The sequence below is a fragment of the Paenibacillus mucilaginosus 3016 genome, from assembly GCF_000250655.1.
GTDB lineage: Bacteria > Bacillota > Bacilli > Paenibacillales > NBRC-103111 > Paenibacillus_G > Paenibacillus_G mucilaginosus.
Window position 1 is genome coordinate 5,799,549 of sequence record NC_016935.1, and the last position, 15,421, is coordinate 5,814,969.

Here is a 15,421-nt window from a genome sequence, read left to right on the forward strand (position 1 = left end):
CCAGGGTTACTGCTGCTTTGTATAGTCGCTGATGACCCGTACCATGAGATCGTTCAGGAACTCCACCTTGTAGTCCCCGACTACCGGGTCGGCATGATGGCCTCCGATCCCGCTGTGGTTGGTCAGGAAGACGTAGGTGCCTCCGCTGAAGGCGGCAAGGGACCGCATCAGGAATTCGGTATTCGTATCCACGCCGCTCGAAGCGACCGGAATGATCCTCACCCCCATCTCGGCAGCCTTCCGGGCAAGCTCCCCCATCTTCGCGACGACGTTCTCCGTGCCGTGCGGCGGGGCGTCCAGCACCAGGAAGAGCAGCCGCGCCCTCGCCGTTTCACTCCACTGGTGGTTCAGCAGCGCATCCGCCAAGGCTTCCTCGACCGCCTCCGGCGTATCGCCCCCGCCCCGTGCCGACTGCTCACCCAGCCGACCCGCCGCCTCTTTCACATCCGTCGTGAAAGGGAACGGGCGGAGCACATAATCATCCCCATGATCCCGGTAAAAATTGACCGAAACCCGCATCTCCAGCGGCGCCCCCGCATCCTGCGATTTGACCCGCTCCACGACATTCACCAGCTCCGCGGTCAAATAATCCAGCTCGTCAGCCATGGAGCCGGTCGTATCCACGACCAGCATCAGGTCCGCCGTCCCCGCCGGTTTCGCCGCGGCCCCTGCCAGCTCAACCGCCAGCTCCGTACGGTACTGCAGCTGGACCGCTTCCAGCTTCCGGCTCGTCTGCCCGCTGGCCACCGCTACCGTGTACGTGTCCTTGGGAAGCGGCCCGAACGCGCCGACGAACAGCTCCGCCTCCCCCCTGTTGTTCGTCCGCGCGGCCCAGACCGCCTGCCCTCCGCCCGACGGCTGCAGAGTGACCGAAGCATCGCCTACCGGCTGCCCGCCGTCCGTCACCTTGACTGTGACCCGCTGCTGCGGATACATCCTCCAGCGGCCCAGGTACCTGGCTGTACTCCGGCTTGTTCAGCGTGCCCAGCCATGCATCCCAGCTCCGCAGATCGTTCCACTCCCCTGCGGTGAGCTGGCCGGCCTGTGCCTGACTGGGCTCGGGCCGGGGTGCGGGTTCCCTCGGTGTAATGATCCGCTTATCCGTCGTCGTGCTGTCAGCCGTTCCGCCTGCTCCGCCGCCGTCCCTCGAAGCCGGCGCCGCCGTCTCCCCCTTCGCAGCAGGCTTTGAAGCGGTGCCCGAGTCTCCTGCCGCGGTACTGCTCGCTGCATGTTCCGCCCTGTCCTGCGAAGAGCTGCAGCCCGCCAGCAGCGCGGCACTCAAGAGCAGACCCAGGCAGCCGCTGCTTCGGCCGTTTTTCTTTTTCTCCGGTTGCCCCCCCATTTCGGCTCATTCCCCTCTCGCTTATCTTCCTTCCTTTTTCCAGACGAATTACACAGTTGGGATGTTGCTCCTGAACTGCTTGTCCTTGGGAATTCAATACCTACTTTTTGAGAGGGAATGTCTCCTTGCTGCCTGCTGATCTTTGGATCAAGATCCCGGCATTGCAGGGAAGCGTTCGACATAGCTAGGTTCAGCAGCGGCGGAGAAGGAGAGATAGGGGCGGAAACAAGTATATTGTTAAAACGTATGGTGCTTGGTTGGTGGTTCGTGGTCAGTGCCACGTGGTTGGTTGGCGGTGGTTGGGGGTCGTGGTCGGTGGTTGGGGCTCGGCGGGCGGGGGTCGACACTCGGGGGTTGGCGGTCGGGGGCCGGGGTAGGTGGTTGGCGGTCAGTGCTCGGTGGGCGGTGCTCAGGGGTCGATGCTCGGTGGTCGTGGTCGGGTGGCGGCCGTCCCTGTTCGATGCTCGATGTTCGGTGATCGGTGTTAGGTGTTCGGTTCTCGGTTCTCGGTTCTCGGTTCTTGGTTCTCGCTTCTCGGTTCTCGCTTCTCGGTTCTCGGTTCTCGCTTCTCGCTTCTCGCTTCTCGGTTCTCGGTTCTCGTGCTCGGTAGCCGGGGGGGCGGTGCCTCAGTGTTCGGTTGTTGGTGGCCAGGAAAGGCGGTAATGGTTCCGTGGTCCGTAGTCCTTGGTCACTGGTCCATAATCCGAAGGCGGCGGTCCGTGGTCCCTGATCCGGTCCGTCGTCCGCAGATCAAGTCGTGCAAACAAGTATATTAACGGTACGTGTTCATATTTTTATAAGATTTGCTGACAAATGGGCGGCTAAAAAGGGGCACCCAAATGCCCCTTACGATGTCCCAGTCTAACTCTTTGTGGACTGCATGAAAAATAGAGCAAGTCCGCGGCTTCCTGCATCCTGCCATGGTCCGCTCCGGCCCTATCCAACCGCCGTTCTCGCTGCAGCCTGCGTCTTTTTGCCGCTGCTTGCTCCGGCTCTTACCGCAGTCTTACCGCAGTGCTTCCTCCAGATCAGCAATCAGCTCTTCGGGAGGCTCGAGGCCGACAGCAAGCCGGATCAGCCCCGGAGACAGCCTTTCCTGCTCCAATGCCTTCAGGTTGTAGCCGTAATTCGGAGACACGACCTGGCTCTGGTACCCGCCCCACGAGGGGGCGATCTCAAACCGTTTCATCCGGTTGATCACCTCCGCCACCCGCTCGAACCGGGCATCCTTCAGCTCGATGCTGAACACGCCGGAATAGCCCTTGAGCACCCGTGTTCCCAGCTCATAGTCAGGGTGCGAGGGCAGCCCCGGGTGATTGACGCGGGCTATCAACGGATGGCCTTCAAGTGCCCGTGCGACGGCAAGTCCGCCCTCTTGGTGCCCCTTCATCCGCAGCGGCAGCGTACGCAGTCCGCGGCTCAGCAGCCAAGCCTCGAAGGGCGCCAGCGCCGCCCCAAACAGCTCAAATTCCTTGGAGAACATCTTCTTCAAGTCCGCCTGCGAACCGATCACGGCTCCCGCGAGCAGGTCGTTATGCCCGCCCAGGTATTTGGAGGCGGCTTCAATGACGAGATCCACGCCATGCTCGAGCGGCTTCTGGAACAACGGCGTGGCCCAGGTATTGTCGATCAGGGTGCGCAGTCCGCGGCTCCGCGCCAGCCGAACGACTTCCGGCACATCCGTCAGCCGGAAGGTCATGGAGCACGGACTCTCCATGTAGATGACCTTCGTGTGCTCCTGCAGCGCCTGCTCAATCTCCCGGATGGAACAGCCTGCCGTCACCGTGTGCGAGACGCCCCATTTGGCGAGGTGCTTCAGCAGCGCCGCCGTCGATTCGTACACCTGCCCGACGGCGACGACATGGTCCCCTGCAGCCAGAGAGGACAGCAGGGCCGCCGTGATCGCCGCCATGCCGGAGCTGAAGCATTTGCAAGCTTCGCCCCCCGCCAGCTCCGCAAGCTTCCGTTCGGCCAGTTCCACCGTGGGGTTGGTCCCCCGCCAATAAACATACTGCTCCTGATCGCGCCGCTCCGCCTCCGCATAAGCCTCAAAGGTGTCATATGCGAATGGGGCGGTTTGATAGATGGGCGGTACGGCCGCATGCCCGAAGGCTTCCTGTTCATCGCCCCCGTGCAGGAGCGTCTGCCGGTCGTCCTGCGGCACTCCCTCCGAAACCAAATCGCTCTCCTCCTCGATTCATCAGCCGATCCGCCGGCCAGCCTCAGCCTGCCCTGCCAATGCTTTCTTTGCCACTCAGTTTCTGCCTCCGAAGCCGGATCTATGCAGTGCAATCCAGCCGGAGGCCTTCCTTCCTGAGAGCGGCATATCTGACTGACATAATGCTCGGACTCGCTCAATTCAGCCCTTAATCCAATACCAACTTCGTCCATTCGGCTCTTGATGGTGGGGAGGAGGCGGAATCCATGGGATTGAAAGCCATCACAATCTCTCCTCCTATGAGAGCCTGCACCGGCCGAAGCAGCAAAAAAAAGAACGCCCGGCTCCCCGGACGCTCCCTCCCTTTCCCTGCTTACACAATGCACATTTGATCCAGCTTCGCTTTGATCTCATTCACTACCCGCTCGGCATCCTCCGGACGGTTGACGACATCGGTGCGGTCCATGTCGATAACAAGCACGTCCGAGGCCTTGTAATGGTTCATGACCCAGTCGTCGTAGCCGGACCACAGCAGCCGGTAATACTCCACGAGTGACGCATCCTGCTCGAAGCTGCGGCCGCGCAGGCCGATCCGGTACATGACCGTTTCAAACGACGCCTTGAGGTAGACCATCAGGTCCGGCGCCTTCTTCGGCAGCTCAGCAAGCTCCGCCATCATGTTGTCCGCGAGCCCCTCGTACACCTCAAACTCCAGCGGCGAGATGCGGCCGAGCTCCAGATTCACTTTGGCAAAATACCAGTCTTCATAAATACTGCGGTCCAGTACGTTACGGTTATGTATAAGTGCAGCCTTAATCGCCTTAAATCGCGTATTTAAAAAATGAAGCTGAAGAAGGAACGGATACCGCTTCTTCTCGATTTCCTCGGGCGACGACGTGTAGAACAGCGGCAGAATCGGATTGTCGTCCACGCTTTCAAAAAATACGTCAGACCCCAAAGCCTCTCCGAGCAGCGTGGCTACCGATGTCTTCCCCAGGCCGATCATTCCCCCAACCACAATCACAGACATATTTCCCCTTTCCCCTTTTACCCAGTTCGCGCCCCGGCCGGATCTTCCCTGCCCGGAGCTTCCCTATTATAGCAGGGAATGCGCCGGGACGGGAGTCCTTTCTTTTGCCAAAACGCCGAACGCTCCGCTACAGTGCCTTCAGTCCCGGAAAGCGTGCTTCCAGCGCCCCGAGCGCCTCCGCATACGTATCCCGCAGCTCCGTGATCGTGATGAGCTCCGGCGTATTCTGCTTCTCCTCTTCGGTATGCTGCTGCAGCACCCCGTTCAGCCCTTCGAGATTAAAGCGCAGGTCCTTATGGGTCATCTGCATCTTCTCCAGCACGACCCCGATCAAGTTCTGATAGGCTTCCACCGTACCTCGCCTCCCTTTCCGCCTTATGATACACGATCCCCCTGCCTCGAGCCAATATCGCAGCACGCCCGCAGTGTTCCCCTCCATCCATCCGCGTCTCCCCCTCGCTCACCCGGCATGTAGGAAAGGACGAAGCCCCCGACAGCCGGCACAGCAAAAAGCGGCCGGACTATCTCCGGCCGCTTTCCCCCACTGCATACAGCACCCGGCATCCCGGAACTGCCGCTCTCATCTTACACCTTACGTCTGCGCACCGCGCGGGTCCAGGAACTTCGCCTGGAACTCGGAGGCAGGCACCGGCTTGCCGTAATAGTAGCCCTGCGCTGCGGCACAGCCGAGCGAGCGCAGGAATTCCGCCTCCTCCGCGGTCTCGACACCCTCCGCGGTGCATTGGAGCCCCATGCTCTCCGACATCGCGAGCACGGTATGGACAATCACCTGGTTCGCGCTTGTGCTGAACATCTCGCTGACGAACGAGCGGTCGATCTTCAGGCGCTGCACGGGCAGCCGGCTGAGGTAGCTCAGCGAGGAGTAGCCGGTGCCGAAGTCGTCGATCGCGATCTGCACGCCGAGCGAGCTCAGCGCGGTCAGCACGCCGACCGCCTTCTCGACGTTATCCATCACAACGCTCTCGGTGATCTCCAGCTCGAGCAGGTGCGGCGGGAACTTCGTCTCCTGCAGCGTGCGCCGCACGAATTCGGCGAACGCATCGTACTGAAGCTGTTTGCTCGAGACATTGACCGCGACCCGCAGCCCCTCGTGCCCCTCGTCCAGCCAGGCCCGGCCCTGCCGGCAGGCTTCGTACAGCATCTGCCGGCCGAGCCCCACGATCAGGCCCGTCTCCTCGGCGACCGGAATGAACTCGCCCGGCGGCACCAGGCCTCGCTCCGGATGGTTCCACCGCGCCAGCGCCTCGGCCCCGGTCACCCGGCCGCTCGCCAAATGAATCTGCGGCTGGTAGAAGACCGTGAACTCGCCGCTCTCGAGGCCCTTGGAGATCTGGGTCTCGAGCGACAGGCGTTCGAGCGAGTTGCCCTGGATCATGTCCGAGTACACGGTGAACTGTCCGCGGCCGCGGCTCTTCGAGGTATACATCGCATACTCCGCATGCTTGAACAGGGCCAGCTCGTCCAGGCCGTGCTGCGGATAAGCGGCAATCCCGACCGAGGCCGTGAATCGGAACTCGATCGCATCCACCGCGAACGGGGTGTCGAGCGAAGCGACGATCCGTTTGGCCGCAGCGGTCAGCTGGTAATTCTCGCTGTATTCCATCGCGATGGCGAATTCGTCCCCGCTGAGCCGCGCGAGGCAGATGACCTCTTCCTGCCCCAGGATCATGCGCAGCCTTTCACTGACCTTCTTGATAATGTCATCGCCCCGCTCGGGTCCGAACGAATCGTTGATCATCTTGAAGCGGTCGAGATCGACGAGCAGCACGGCCAGCTTGCCGTGCCCGCCCTGGGCTCCCGTCAGCCACTCGCGGACCTTCCGCATGAATTGGCGCCGGTTCGGCAGCCCGGTCAGCTCGTCGAAGTAAGCGAGCTCGTTCATCTGCTCGAGCATCAGCTTCCGCTCCGTGATGTTCTGCACCATCCCGTAGACGCCGACCACTTCGCCGTTGACCTTGATCGGGATTTTGACCTCCCGCAGGTACAGCTTGCTGCCGTGGACATCGATGACCGACAGCTCGAAGTGCTGCGGTTCCCCTTCCTTGGACCGGAGGAAAATCTCCCAGATCCGCTCCCTCTCCTCCGGGGTCACCAGCATGAGAAAGGAAGACCCGAGCAGCTGCTCCGGGCGGTAGCCGAGGAACGCACACGCCGGGTTAAAGGCGGTGAACCGCCCCTCCAGATCGAGCGCATACACCGGGTCCGGGCTGTGATCGAACAGCGACTGGAACCGCTGCTCGTGCTCGGCGTACCGCTGCTTCATCGCGAGCTCTTCGGTCAGATCCCGGAAGAGGCAGAGGAAGCGCACGACCTCTCCGCGCCTGCCGCCACGCAGCGGGATGACCGCTGCCTGTACCTGGATGCGCCGGCCTCCCGGCAGCATCAGCTCGGAGTCGAACTTCTCCTCCCGGCCGGTGCGCCGCACGGCGTCCACACGGTCCATGAAGCCGCCCCGGCCCTCCTTGGGGAGCAGCTCGGTCAGCGACTGGATCCCGGGAGGGAACAGCCCCTCCGCCAGAGCCGGAAGCTCCTCGTGCAGCACCTCGAGATCCCGGTCTGTCACGAAGGCATATTCCGTCATACCGGTCGCCATCCGGGAAGCCAGCTCAAGCCCGGCGCCCTGCTTAGCCGTCGCAATCTCCTGGATGACGGCCAGCCGGTCGGCCAGCAGCGGAAGATCTCCTTCGTGCATACCGGCAGACGGCGTCTCCGCACCGCTCTGCCGGATGTAGGCCAAGGCGGCTTCATTCATGCCCCGGACCCGCTCCGACCAGCGGCTCACCCTTGCGCTGACCGGAATGACGATCAGCAGAATCGTGGATACTAGCAGGGCAAGCAAAATATTTAAATTTTTCTGCGTTTCCTTCTTCAGGTCTTCCGCATGTTCCTCCCGGATCACCTTCATCAGCCGGATCGCATCTTCCGCCTGGACCCGGATCGCCTGAAAACTGTTGTTCTCGCTGAGCAGCTCCGGCTTGGATACCGCCGCCCCTTTGCGGAACCGGTCAATCTGGGCGAAGGCGTATTCGCTGTGCCACGTCTCCGCGGCACGGATCAGATCATGGACCTCTTTATGGACCTCTGGATGATGGTCTTCATATTCATAGAGCTCCTGAAGCTCCTTCGACAGCCGCTCAAACTCCCGCGAGCCTCTCTCATAGGTTTCGAGATACACCGGATCCCGGGTCAGCAGATAGCCGCGCTGCCCGCTCTCCTGGGTAATCAGGGCGGAGTAGAGCTGCTGAACCATGAATTCAGCCTGGCGGTCGATCCGGTCCTTGCGGACCACGAGTGCCGAGTCACTCCACACCGCGGCATAGAAGAGCCCGAAAGCCGTCAAGACCAGCGCCGATACGAGACCGAGATCCACCGCAAGCGAGCGGCCCAAGTTCCGGCTCCTCCACCTCATCACCTTTTGGAGCATCGGCTCTCCTCCTTCCCAACGCCGCTCCTATATCTGGATCCTTATTCCATGCCTCCCAAACCGCAAGCAAAAAAACGGTTATCGCGCCAAAATAAAAAGATCCCCATAGTTAATATCGGGGATCAGGTACAAGAACATTATGCCGGGTCCGAATTTCTTTCGGGAGCGGCCTGCTCCAGGATATATTCAATGCCGGGTAAGCCACGGTATGCCGGAAGCGGTACGTATCGGTCACCGCCTCCGTATGGTCGCTGAGCAGTCCGTGCTGCAGTACCGCGGCCCGCCACCCGCGCTCCAGCGCGCCCTGGTAAGTGAACAGAACGCAGTGCTCTGCGGCGAACCCGCAGACGATTACCAGTCCCGCTTCCTGCTCCTGCAGCAGCTCGGCAAGCCGGGTTTCCCAGAACGCATTCGAATGGGTTTTCTCCAGGTGAAAATCCCCCTCCTCGACACGAATTTCGGGGATCACCGCCAGAGCTTCCGGACTCCAAGACTCCGCCTCTTCCACGTCGCGGATATGGATCACAGGGTGTCCCCCGGCCCGGAGCAGGCCCGCCGTATGATGAATGACCTCGCAGGCACGATTCAGGTACGGCCCCTTCCTCAGATGTCCGACGAACCCTTCCTGCATATCGATAATGCACAGTGCCAGCTTCACATGCATCCCTCCGTTTTTTTCTCCAGTATACCGGAAAGGGAAACCGGCGTACGAGGCCCGGTATCGCTATAATCGTTTTTTCGTTTACCCGGGGTAAGTTTTAAACGCCAACAAAAGCGATCCCCGCTTGTCACCCCTTCCAAATCTTGTATTCTTCTATTGAACGGGGCACCCGAATGTGGTAGTTTTAATAAATAATTCACATTGAGTTTTTTCCTTCTGCGCCTGATTCTCTCTTTCCTTCCATTTCCTTGTAGATTCTGCATGTGTAAGGGGTCCGGATCAACGGACGGTCCATCGATCGTTCTTGATTGTATAAAACATGTGAAGGAGCGAATCTATGAACCTGCGTAAATGGCTCTCCACCACGGTTGTACTTACCCTGGCCTGCGGGCTGGCCGCCGGCTGTACCAGCGGCGGAAGCGGAAGTACAACGAACGAAACGGCCACTCCAGAGGGGAAAGAGACTGCGGCACCCAAGCAGCAGATTACGGTCAACTACCGGGCAGAGCCCGGTGCGCTCGACGTCTCCAAGACGACCCAGATCGCGGCCTTCACCATCCTCGGTGCGGTCGGAGAAGGCTTGTACCGGCTCGATAAGAATAACAAGGCGCAGCCGGGCCTGGCCAAGGACATGCCGAAGATCTCCCCGGACGGTAAGACGTACACCATTACCCTCAAAGACAACCTGACGTACTCGGACGGCGTTCCCGTCAAGGCACAGGACTTCGTCTATTCCTACCAGCGCAGCGTGGACCCGGCCACCAAGGCCATCTATGCCTTCATGGTCGCCTGGGTCAAGGGCGGCACCGACGTCATGAAAGCCAAAACTCCCGAAGAAGTCGAAGCCAAGAAAAAAGAAATGGGCGTCAAGGCGCTCGACGACAAAACGCTGGAGATTACGCTCGAACGGCCGATTCCCTTTTTCACCGAACAGCTCTCCTTCCTGAATTTCTTCCCTCAGCGCCAGGACATTATCGAGAAGTACAAAGAAAAGAACGGCGCCGATGCCGAATCCGTCATCGGAGCAGGTCCCTTCGTGCTCGAGAAGTGGGACCACGACCAGCAGCTCGTCCTCGTCAAGAACGACAAGTACTGGGACAAGGACAATGTGAAGCTTGAGCGGATCCAGCTCAACATCGTCAAGGATGAGAATACGGGGCTCAATCTGTTCCAGACGGGCGGCTCCGATCTGCAGACGATCACCGGCGATAATATCGGACTTTGGTCGGGCAAGCCCGAGTATGTGCTGCAGCCCGAGCTTTCCTCCTGGTTCATCAAGCTCAGCCAGAAGAACGTGCCGGGCTTCCAGAACAAGAAGATCCGCCAGGCGCTGGCGCTCAGCGTCGACAACAGCGCCTTCATCGAGACCGTCATGGGCAAAGGTCCTGTGCCCGCCACCGGCTTCGTTCCGTCCGGCACATCGGACGGCAACGGCGAAGAGTTCCGCAAGAAAGCCGGCAGCATCATGCCAAAGTTCGATCCGGATAAGGCCAAGCAGCTGCTGAAGGAAGGGCTGCAGGAAGCCGGTCTCACTCAGCTGCCGCAGTTCAAGCTCCAGGGCGACGACCACAATACCGGTCCCAAAGCGCTGGAGTTCCTCGTGGCCCAGTGGAAGCAGAATCTCGGCGTCGATGTCATCGCCGAGCCGCTGCCGCACAAGCTGCGCGTAGACAACGAGAACAACCACAAGTACCAGGCGTCGGTCTCGGGCTGGGGCGCGGATTACAACGATCCGATGACGTTCCTCGACATGTTCATCACGGGCTCCGATCTGAACGACGTCGACTGGTCGAACGCCGAGTACGACAAGCTGGCGAACGGAGCCATTGCCGAGCTCGACAAGGCGAAGCGCTCCGACCTGATGGTACAGGCCGAGAAGCTGCTTATCGAAGAGATGCCGATCGTGCCGAACTATTTCCGCGCCACGAGCTGGGTGAAGAATACGAAGATCCAGGACCTGCTCTTCCCGCCGTACGGCGTTGAGCTGGAATTCAAGTGGGCGTCGGTGAAATAGCCCCCGGCCCCTTCCTTTGCGAAACATACGAGCAACGACACAAAGCCCCTGCTCTCTTCGGAGAAAGGGGCTTTGTGTCGTTGCTGTCCGCCGCGCGGGAACCGCGCCAAGAGGCTGGGCAGCCAAGTACCGCGTTCCCTCGATGGGAAGCGGGGTCCCAGAACTCTTCCCTGCTGCTCGGCCGCAGAAGGGCGGGAATGTGTTCAATGCCTGGTTCTGGTTTTTTTGGGGACCGAAGCCTTGAAGGCCACAATCTTGGGACGGGCCCATTTTCTTGGCGGACAATACCAGGAATCGGGCGAAGGACGTCCCGCCGACTCCGTAATCACGCTTCCGGTAAGAAATCGAAGCAGGTTCCAGTCCACATTTTTGAGCATGTTCATCTCCCCTGACTCTCAAGGTTTTCTTCCCTGAAAAATTCGTTCCTTTCCCATGTTTATGATGCGTCAGGATTGTCTAAGTACTGATGGGGGTAAAAGGCGGAGGAACTCGGATAACGGGACAAATGCGGCTCGAAAATGAATAGCTTGACACGAATGCGAGAAAATATGGTAGGATAATGGAAACCCTTTCGGACAAAATTCCCAGTCTTGTGCCGAACTGTGTTGTAAGGCCGTCATTTCCAAGTCATCCATGCGAGACCAACCCACCATACATAATGCGGTTTATTCATTACTTAAGGAGGTTCCGTAACGTTGAAAAGACTGACAGTAGCTGCTGCGATCCTGGCGGGCGCACTCGGGGTCCTGGGGACTTCCGGAGACCGCCCATGCCCTGACGCTCAAGCAGGGCAGCAAAAGCGCGCAGGTGCTTGACCTGCAGGAACGCCTGGCCTCCCTCGGCTATTTCAAGGTAGGCACGACAGGCTATTACGGCACCGTCACAGAGGCGGCCGTGAAGAAATTCCAGAAGGCTTACCGCCTCCCGGCCGACGGGATCGCCAATGACGCCACGCTGGCCAAGCTCAAGAAGGTAACCAAGGACAGCGGGAACACGCTGGAGCAGATGGCGCGCATCATTCATGCCGAAGCCCGGGGCGAGACCTACCTCGGACAAGTTGCCGTGGGCGCCGTAGTCATGAACCGCGTGCATCATTCCATGTTCCCGGGGTCGATCCGCGAGGTGATCTTCCAGGATGGCCAGTTCGACGCCGTCGCCGACGGGCAGTACAACCTGAAGCCGAACGCTTCGGCTTACCGTGCCGCACGCGAGGCGCTGAACGGCAGCGATCCGACCAAGGGCTCCCTCTTCTACTATAACCCGAAGATCGCCACCTCCGAGTGGAGCAAAGCCCGCCCGCGGGTCGTTAAGATCGGTAATCATGTCTTTACCCGGTGATCCCCTGTGCCAACAGCAAACCAAGAGAAACGGCTCACGCCTTTTTCTTGGTTTTTTTCTATGGGCTTGTTTTTTCTGCGGGTGCCTCCCCTTCGCGAAAACACCTGAAAGCCCCCCCATTCCCGCAATATATCTTATATTTCTCCATCCGATTTTCGACAGCAACTTCGCTCCGGATCTTTTATGATATAAATATCATTTGAGAGTTTGCAAGATTCCATGAAGCTGCACCAATGAGACCGTTTCCTTCGCCGCACCTCTCTTCCTTCCGGGCCCGCCGGCCCGCTGACTTCTCGGCCGCTTCCGCGGGTTCCTGGGGCGTTTGTTCTTCCGGGGATGCGGTTGTATAATCGATTGGGGGCGTTATAAGCATGTTAGCACACGAAACCACCACGGATGTCCGTCTGACTCACGATCTCGCCAAGCAGCTTGGCATCTCCGACAGCTCGCTGCGGCGCTGGTGCCGCATGCTCGAGTTCCAGGGCTACAGCTTCGTGCTCGGGGAGGATGGGGCCCGGGTATTCCGCGAGCAGGATCTGGCCGCATTGAAGCGGTTCCAGGTGCTCGTGAAGCACAAGCGCATGAACCTGGAGGATGCGGCCAAGGGTGTCATGGAAGCCTGCCTCGAAGAGCCTGCCGCGCCGGCGGAAGCGGTGGTGCTTGCCCTTCCCGGTGAGCCTCCTGCCGAAGCGCCCGAGCCTGCACTGTCTACCGAGGTGATAGCCCACCTGAAGACGTCGATCGAGACGGATGTGCGCATGGGGCTGCTCCCCGAGCTCCTCTCGCTGAAGCAGTCGCTCAACGAGATGGATTTTGAAGTGCAGGAGCTCAAGGTGCGGAACAAAAAGCTGCTGCAGCAGTTCGCCGAGCAGCAGGAAGAGCTCTCCACGCTCAAAGGCTATATCGAGAACCGGGTCGAACAGCGGGACAAGGAGCTCATGTTCGCCCTGCGGGAGATCCAGCAGACGAAGACCCAGATGGCCGCCGCGCGGGACAAGCGCTGGTGGAAGTTCTGGGATGACAGCGCGCCGATGCGCGGCTGAAACGCGGCGGACTCCCGTCCGGACGCCCATGGAGGATTCGGATGCCGTGCGGCTCACCCCCTATGACAGAAGAAGACTGGGGTACCTGACGGATGAAAATTTATGTAGTGCTCTCCTTTACGGAGGGTGAAATGGTCAATGTGTACGTAGGTGATGACGAAGAGAGAGCGCTTGGGCTGCGCCCCGAGGAGTTCGAGAACTGTGACGCCCTGTTCGTCGAGATCTGGGAGGACGGCGAGAAGACCGATGATTTCCGTCTGGAGCATGAGGCTTCCCTACTCGATGAGCCGGATTCGGGACTGGAACAGTGACAGCCGGTCGATGAGCAGCTTGGCCAGCACGGCCATCACCACCAGGCTGAGCATGGATAAATGCGCGTTCCAGTGCTTCTCCATATAGATGCCCGCAAGCTTCATCAGCGGAAGAGAGACATACGATACGCCAGCGCTGAACACGCCAAGAGCGATCAGGAACTTCTTCCAGGAGGAGAAGAACTGGTAGACGAGCGTGAGTCCCATCGGGATGAAGAACAGGTTCACCGGCAGCATCGTCGGGATAATCGGCTCGAGCTGCATCCGGTAATCATACCAATCCAGAGCGGTCGCGACGTCATCCAGGTTCTTGTTCAGGATATAGATGATTCCCAGGTAGGCGGCCATCCGCAGGGACTGCTTCTTGTCGATGAGCAGGAGCAGCGCACCGAGCGAAATTACACAGGCGAAGACAAGCATCCACCACTGCCAGGTGAAAAGCGTATGCTGGAACCACATGTCCCAGCGGAGCTCTGTGAGCTGGTTGGAGAGCTTGTCGATTTTTTTTGCCCATCGCTTCCATATGGATTCCTCCTCCACCTGAAGGCTTACGGCTTCCACCGCACCGCGCAGGTACCTTGGTAGGTTTCCCCTGTCCGCCGCTGCTTAACAATTTCTTCGGACCGGGAAGATCCACGGGAAGGTACAGGAATGAGCTCCTCCGGTTTGTGGAAAAATATCAGGAGATGGGGTACTTCCCGTCTACGGTTCCTGCAGTTCGAGAGGAGACTCCCCATGATCCTGTTCCTGCTCTGTGCGATGCTGCTGCTGTACCCGCTGTTTCTCGACATCCTGGATATCCGGACGCTTCAGGATGTCCGCGTCATCACCTACTTCCTGCCCTATGCCATGGGAGCCCTCGGCCTGACGATCATCCTGTCGGGTCTCATCGACCTGTTCAGGCGGAAGGAAGATTCCGGCGCCAAATAGTCCGGCGTCTTTAGGATGGGACCAATCGTCCGTTCCCTGCCCTTCAATAAGTTCATGCCCGGCGCGTCCGGCGCCCGTGCCGTGAAGCCGTACTTTTCGTAGAAGCCCCTCTTTCCTTTGGCGCACGCCAGCTGCACCCACCGGATTCCCCGGGACCGGCAGTGGTCCAGCAGCTGCTCCAGGATGCGGCCCCCAATCCCCTGGCCCCGGAAGTCCGGCAGGACGATCAAGTCGCATACGAAGCACTGGTGGATGCCGTCCGAGACGAGCCGGCCGGATGCCGCCAGCTGCCCGTTGCGGTAGCAGGCCACAAGATACCAGCTGCCGCGCAGAGGCCTGGTGCAGCCTCTCCGGCGTCCAGTTCTCTTCCGGGTCCCAGCCAGTGGATTGATAGAGCCGATAGTAGTCCTCCTGCCCCGGAAGCTCGGTACGGAAGATAAGATCCATGGGTATGATGATCTCCTCCTAACTTGGCACTGCGGTTTTTTTGAATAATTATGCATTATTTTGTATTATAATCCAATTCCTTGCACGCCTTCAACATCCCTAACGCAAAAAGACGACAGTCTCGCTGTCGTCTTTTTGCGGATATCCAATCCCCGGAGCGGACGGTACCTATCTCCGGTCTTCCATCTCATCGAGACGCTCTTCCATACGCTCGTTGCGCATCTCCCGAACCGGGTTCTGCAGCGTGCGGTCTTCACGTTCGTCAAGCAGGTCTTCCTGGCGCTCCTGCTGCATCTCGGTCTGCGGATCTTCGCAGCCGGTCAGTGCCGCACCCAGCAGCATTGCTGCCAGCGCACCTTTGGCGGCGGTGGAACCCAATGGATTTCTCATGACTTGTAACCTCCCCTTAAAAAAGGCTCTTTTCAGCTTCGCTGTTAGATTGCGCTTCAAGGGGATTTATTATTTACATGGTATTCATTACATGATCAAGGTGATGTACATACTGCCCGTTACGCCCGAGCCGTCTTTGGCTGCGGCCGTCACTTTGAGCGTGCCGGCTCTCCGTAACCCATGATGGCCGCATCGAGGGGGTTCCCCTTTCAAAAAGAAAGACTCCACAGGCCTTGCGGCCTGTGGCGCCATGGGTCCCTTGCTTGACCACCGGGACCTTTACTTTATATAGGGCACGGCAGCGCTTCTGTC

15 protein-coding genes are annotated in these 15,421 nt (G+C 59.5%); 5 read left to right on the forward strand and 10 right to left on the reverse strand.

Annotated elements, in window-relative coordinates; translation table 11 throughout:
• Positions 1 to 6 precede the first annotated feature (6 nt).
• The 7 genes from PM3016_RS23660 to PM3016_RS23685 all read right to left on the reverse strand — a co-directional run bounded on the left by PM3016_RS23660 (position 7) and on the right by PM3016_RS23685 (position 8,633).
• The gene (locus tag PM3016_RS23660) at positions 7 to 936 is read right to left on the reverse strand and encodes a vWA domain-containing protein (RefSeq protein WP_014371239.1); all 930 of its coding nucleotides are present in this window, start codon (positions 934 to 936) and stop codon (positions 7 to 9) included.
• A gap of 179 nt (positions 937 to 1,115) precedes the next feature.
• Positions 1,116 to 1,352, reverse strand: coding sequence for a hypothetical protein (locus PM3016_RS40150; protein WP_238540307.1), 237 nt, complete (start codon positions 1,350 to 1,352; stop codon positions 1,116 to 1,118).
• A gap of 996 nt (positions 1,353 to 2,348) precedes the next feature.
• Entirely contained in the window at positions 2,349 to 3,521 is a 1,173-nt protein-coding gene (locus PM3016_RS23665; RefSeq protein WP_014371241.1) for a trans-sulfuration enzyme family protein, read from the reverse strand.
• Positions 3,522 to 3,873: 352 nt separating this feature from the next.
• Positions 3,874 to 4,530 (reverse strand): deoxynucleoside kinase, encoded by a 657-nt coding sequence (locus tag PM3016_RS23670; protein ID WP_014371242.1) that lies wholly within the window; start codon positions 4,528 to 4,530, stop codon positions 3,874 to 3,876.
• A 127-nt stretch (positions 4,531 to 4,657) separates the two neighbouring features.
• Positions 4,658 to 4,882 (reverse strand): hypothetical protein, encoded by a 225-nt coding sequence (locus PM3016_RS23675; protein WP_014371243.1) that lies wholly within the window; start codon positions 4,880 to 4,882, stop codon positions 4,658 to 4,660.
• 240 nt (positions 4,883 to 5,122) lie between these two features.
• On the reverse strand, positions 5,123 to 7,975 hold the full coding sequence (locus tag PM3016_RS23680) for an EAL domain-containing protein (protein ID WP_014371244.1): 2,853 nt from the start codon (positions 7,973 to 7,975) through the stop codon (positions 5,123 to 5,125).
• A 109-nt stretch (positions 7,976 to 8,084) separates the two neighbouring features.
• Positions 8,085 to 8,633 carry a cysteine hydrolase family protein gene (locus PM3016_RS23685; protein WP_014371245.1) on the reverse strand — a complete coding sequence of 183 codons (549 nt, stop codon included), beginning with the start codon at positions 8,631 to 8,633 and terminating at the stop codon, positions 8,085 to 8,087.
• A 340-nt stretch (positions 8,634 to 8,973) separates the two neighbouring features.
• On the opposite strand from PM3016_RS23685, the gene PM3016_RS23690 reads away from it, so the two are divergent.
• From PM3016_RS23690 to PM3016_RS23705, 4 genes are all read left to right on the forward strand, one after another.
• Positions 8,974 to 10,650 carry a peptide ABC transporter substrate-binding protein gene (locus PM3016_RS23690; protein ID WP_014371246.1) on the forward strand — a complete coding sequence of 559 codons (1,677 nt, stop codon included), beginning with the start codon at positions 8,974 to 8,976 and terminating at the stop codon, positions 10,648 to 10,650.
• Positions 10,651 to 11,457: 807 nt separating this feature from the next.
• On the forward strand, positions 11,458 to 11,988 hold the full coding sequence (locus tag PM3016_RS23695; protein WP_013919140.1) for a cell wall hydrolase: 531 nt from the start codon (positions 11,458 to 11,460) through the stop codon (positions 11,986 to 11,988).
• 371 nt (positions 11,989 to 12,359) lie between these two features.
• The gene (locus PM3016_RS23700; protein ID WP_013919141.1) at positions 12,360 to 13,031 is read left to right on the forward strand and encodes a DUF3967 domain-containing protein; all 672 of its coding nucleotides are present in this window, start codon (positions 12,360 to 12,362) and stop codon (positions 13,029 to 13,031) included.
• A gap of 92 nt (positions 13,032 to 13,123) precedes the next feature.
• The gene (locus tag PM3016_RS23705; RefSeq protein WP_014651969.1) at positions 13,124 to 13,342 is read left to right on the forward strand and encodes a hypothetical protein; all 219 of its coding nucleotides are present in this window, start codon (positions 13,124 to 13,126) and stop codon (positions 13,340 to 13,342) included.
• On the opposite strand, the gene PM3016_RS23710 is transcribed toward PM3016_RS23705, so the two are convergent.
• Positions 13,307 to 13,903: a hypothetical protein gene (locus tag PM3016_RS23710; RefSeq protein WP_013919142.1), complete on the reverse strand. Its 597-nt coding sequence runs from the start codon at positions 13,901 to 13,903 to the stop codon at positions 13,307 to 13,309. The genes PM3016_RS23705 and PM3016_RS23710 overlap by 36 nt on opposite strands.
• A gap of 174 nt (positions 13,904 to 14,077) precedes the next feature.
• Between PM3016_RS23710 and PM3016_RS23715 the strand changes: the two genes are divergently transcribed.
• Entirely contained in the window at positions 14,078 to 14,272 is a 195-nt protein-coding gene (locus PM3016_RS23715; RefSeq protein ID WP_013919143.1) for a hypothetical protein, read from the forward strand.
• Here PM3016_RS23715 and PM3016_RS37550 read toward each other — a convergent pair.
• Complete coding sequence (locus PM3016_RS37550) at positions 14,185 to 14,775, reverse strand: GNAT family N-acetyltransferase (RefSeq protein WP_014371249.1); 591 nt, start codon at positions 14,773 to 14,775, stop codon at positions 14,185 to 14,187. The two genes, PM3016_RS23715 and PM3016_RS37550, sit on opposite strands and share 88 nt — an antisense overlap.
• Positions 14,776 to 14,887: 112 nt before the next feature.
• Positions 14,888 to 15,109 (reverse strand): hypothetical protein, encoded by a 222-nt coding sequence (locus PM3016_RS23720; RefSeq protein WP_013919144.1) that lies wholly within the window; start codon positions 15,107 to 15,109, stop codon positions 14,888 to 14,890.
• Between the last annotated feature and the right edge of the window lie 312 nt (positions 15,110 to 15,421).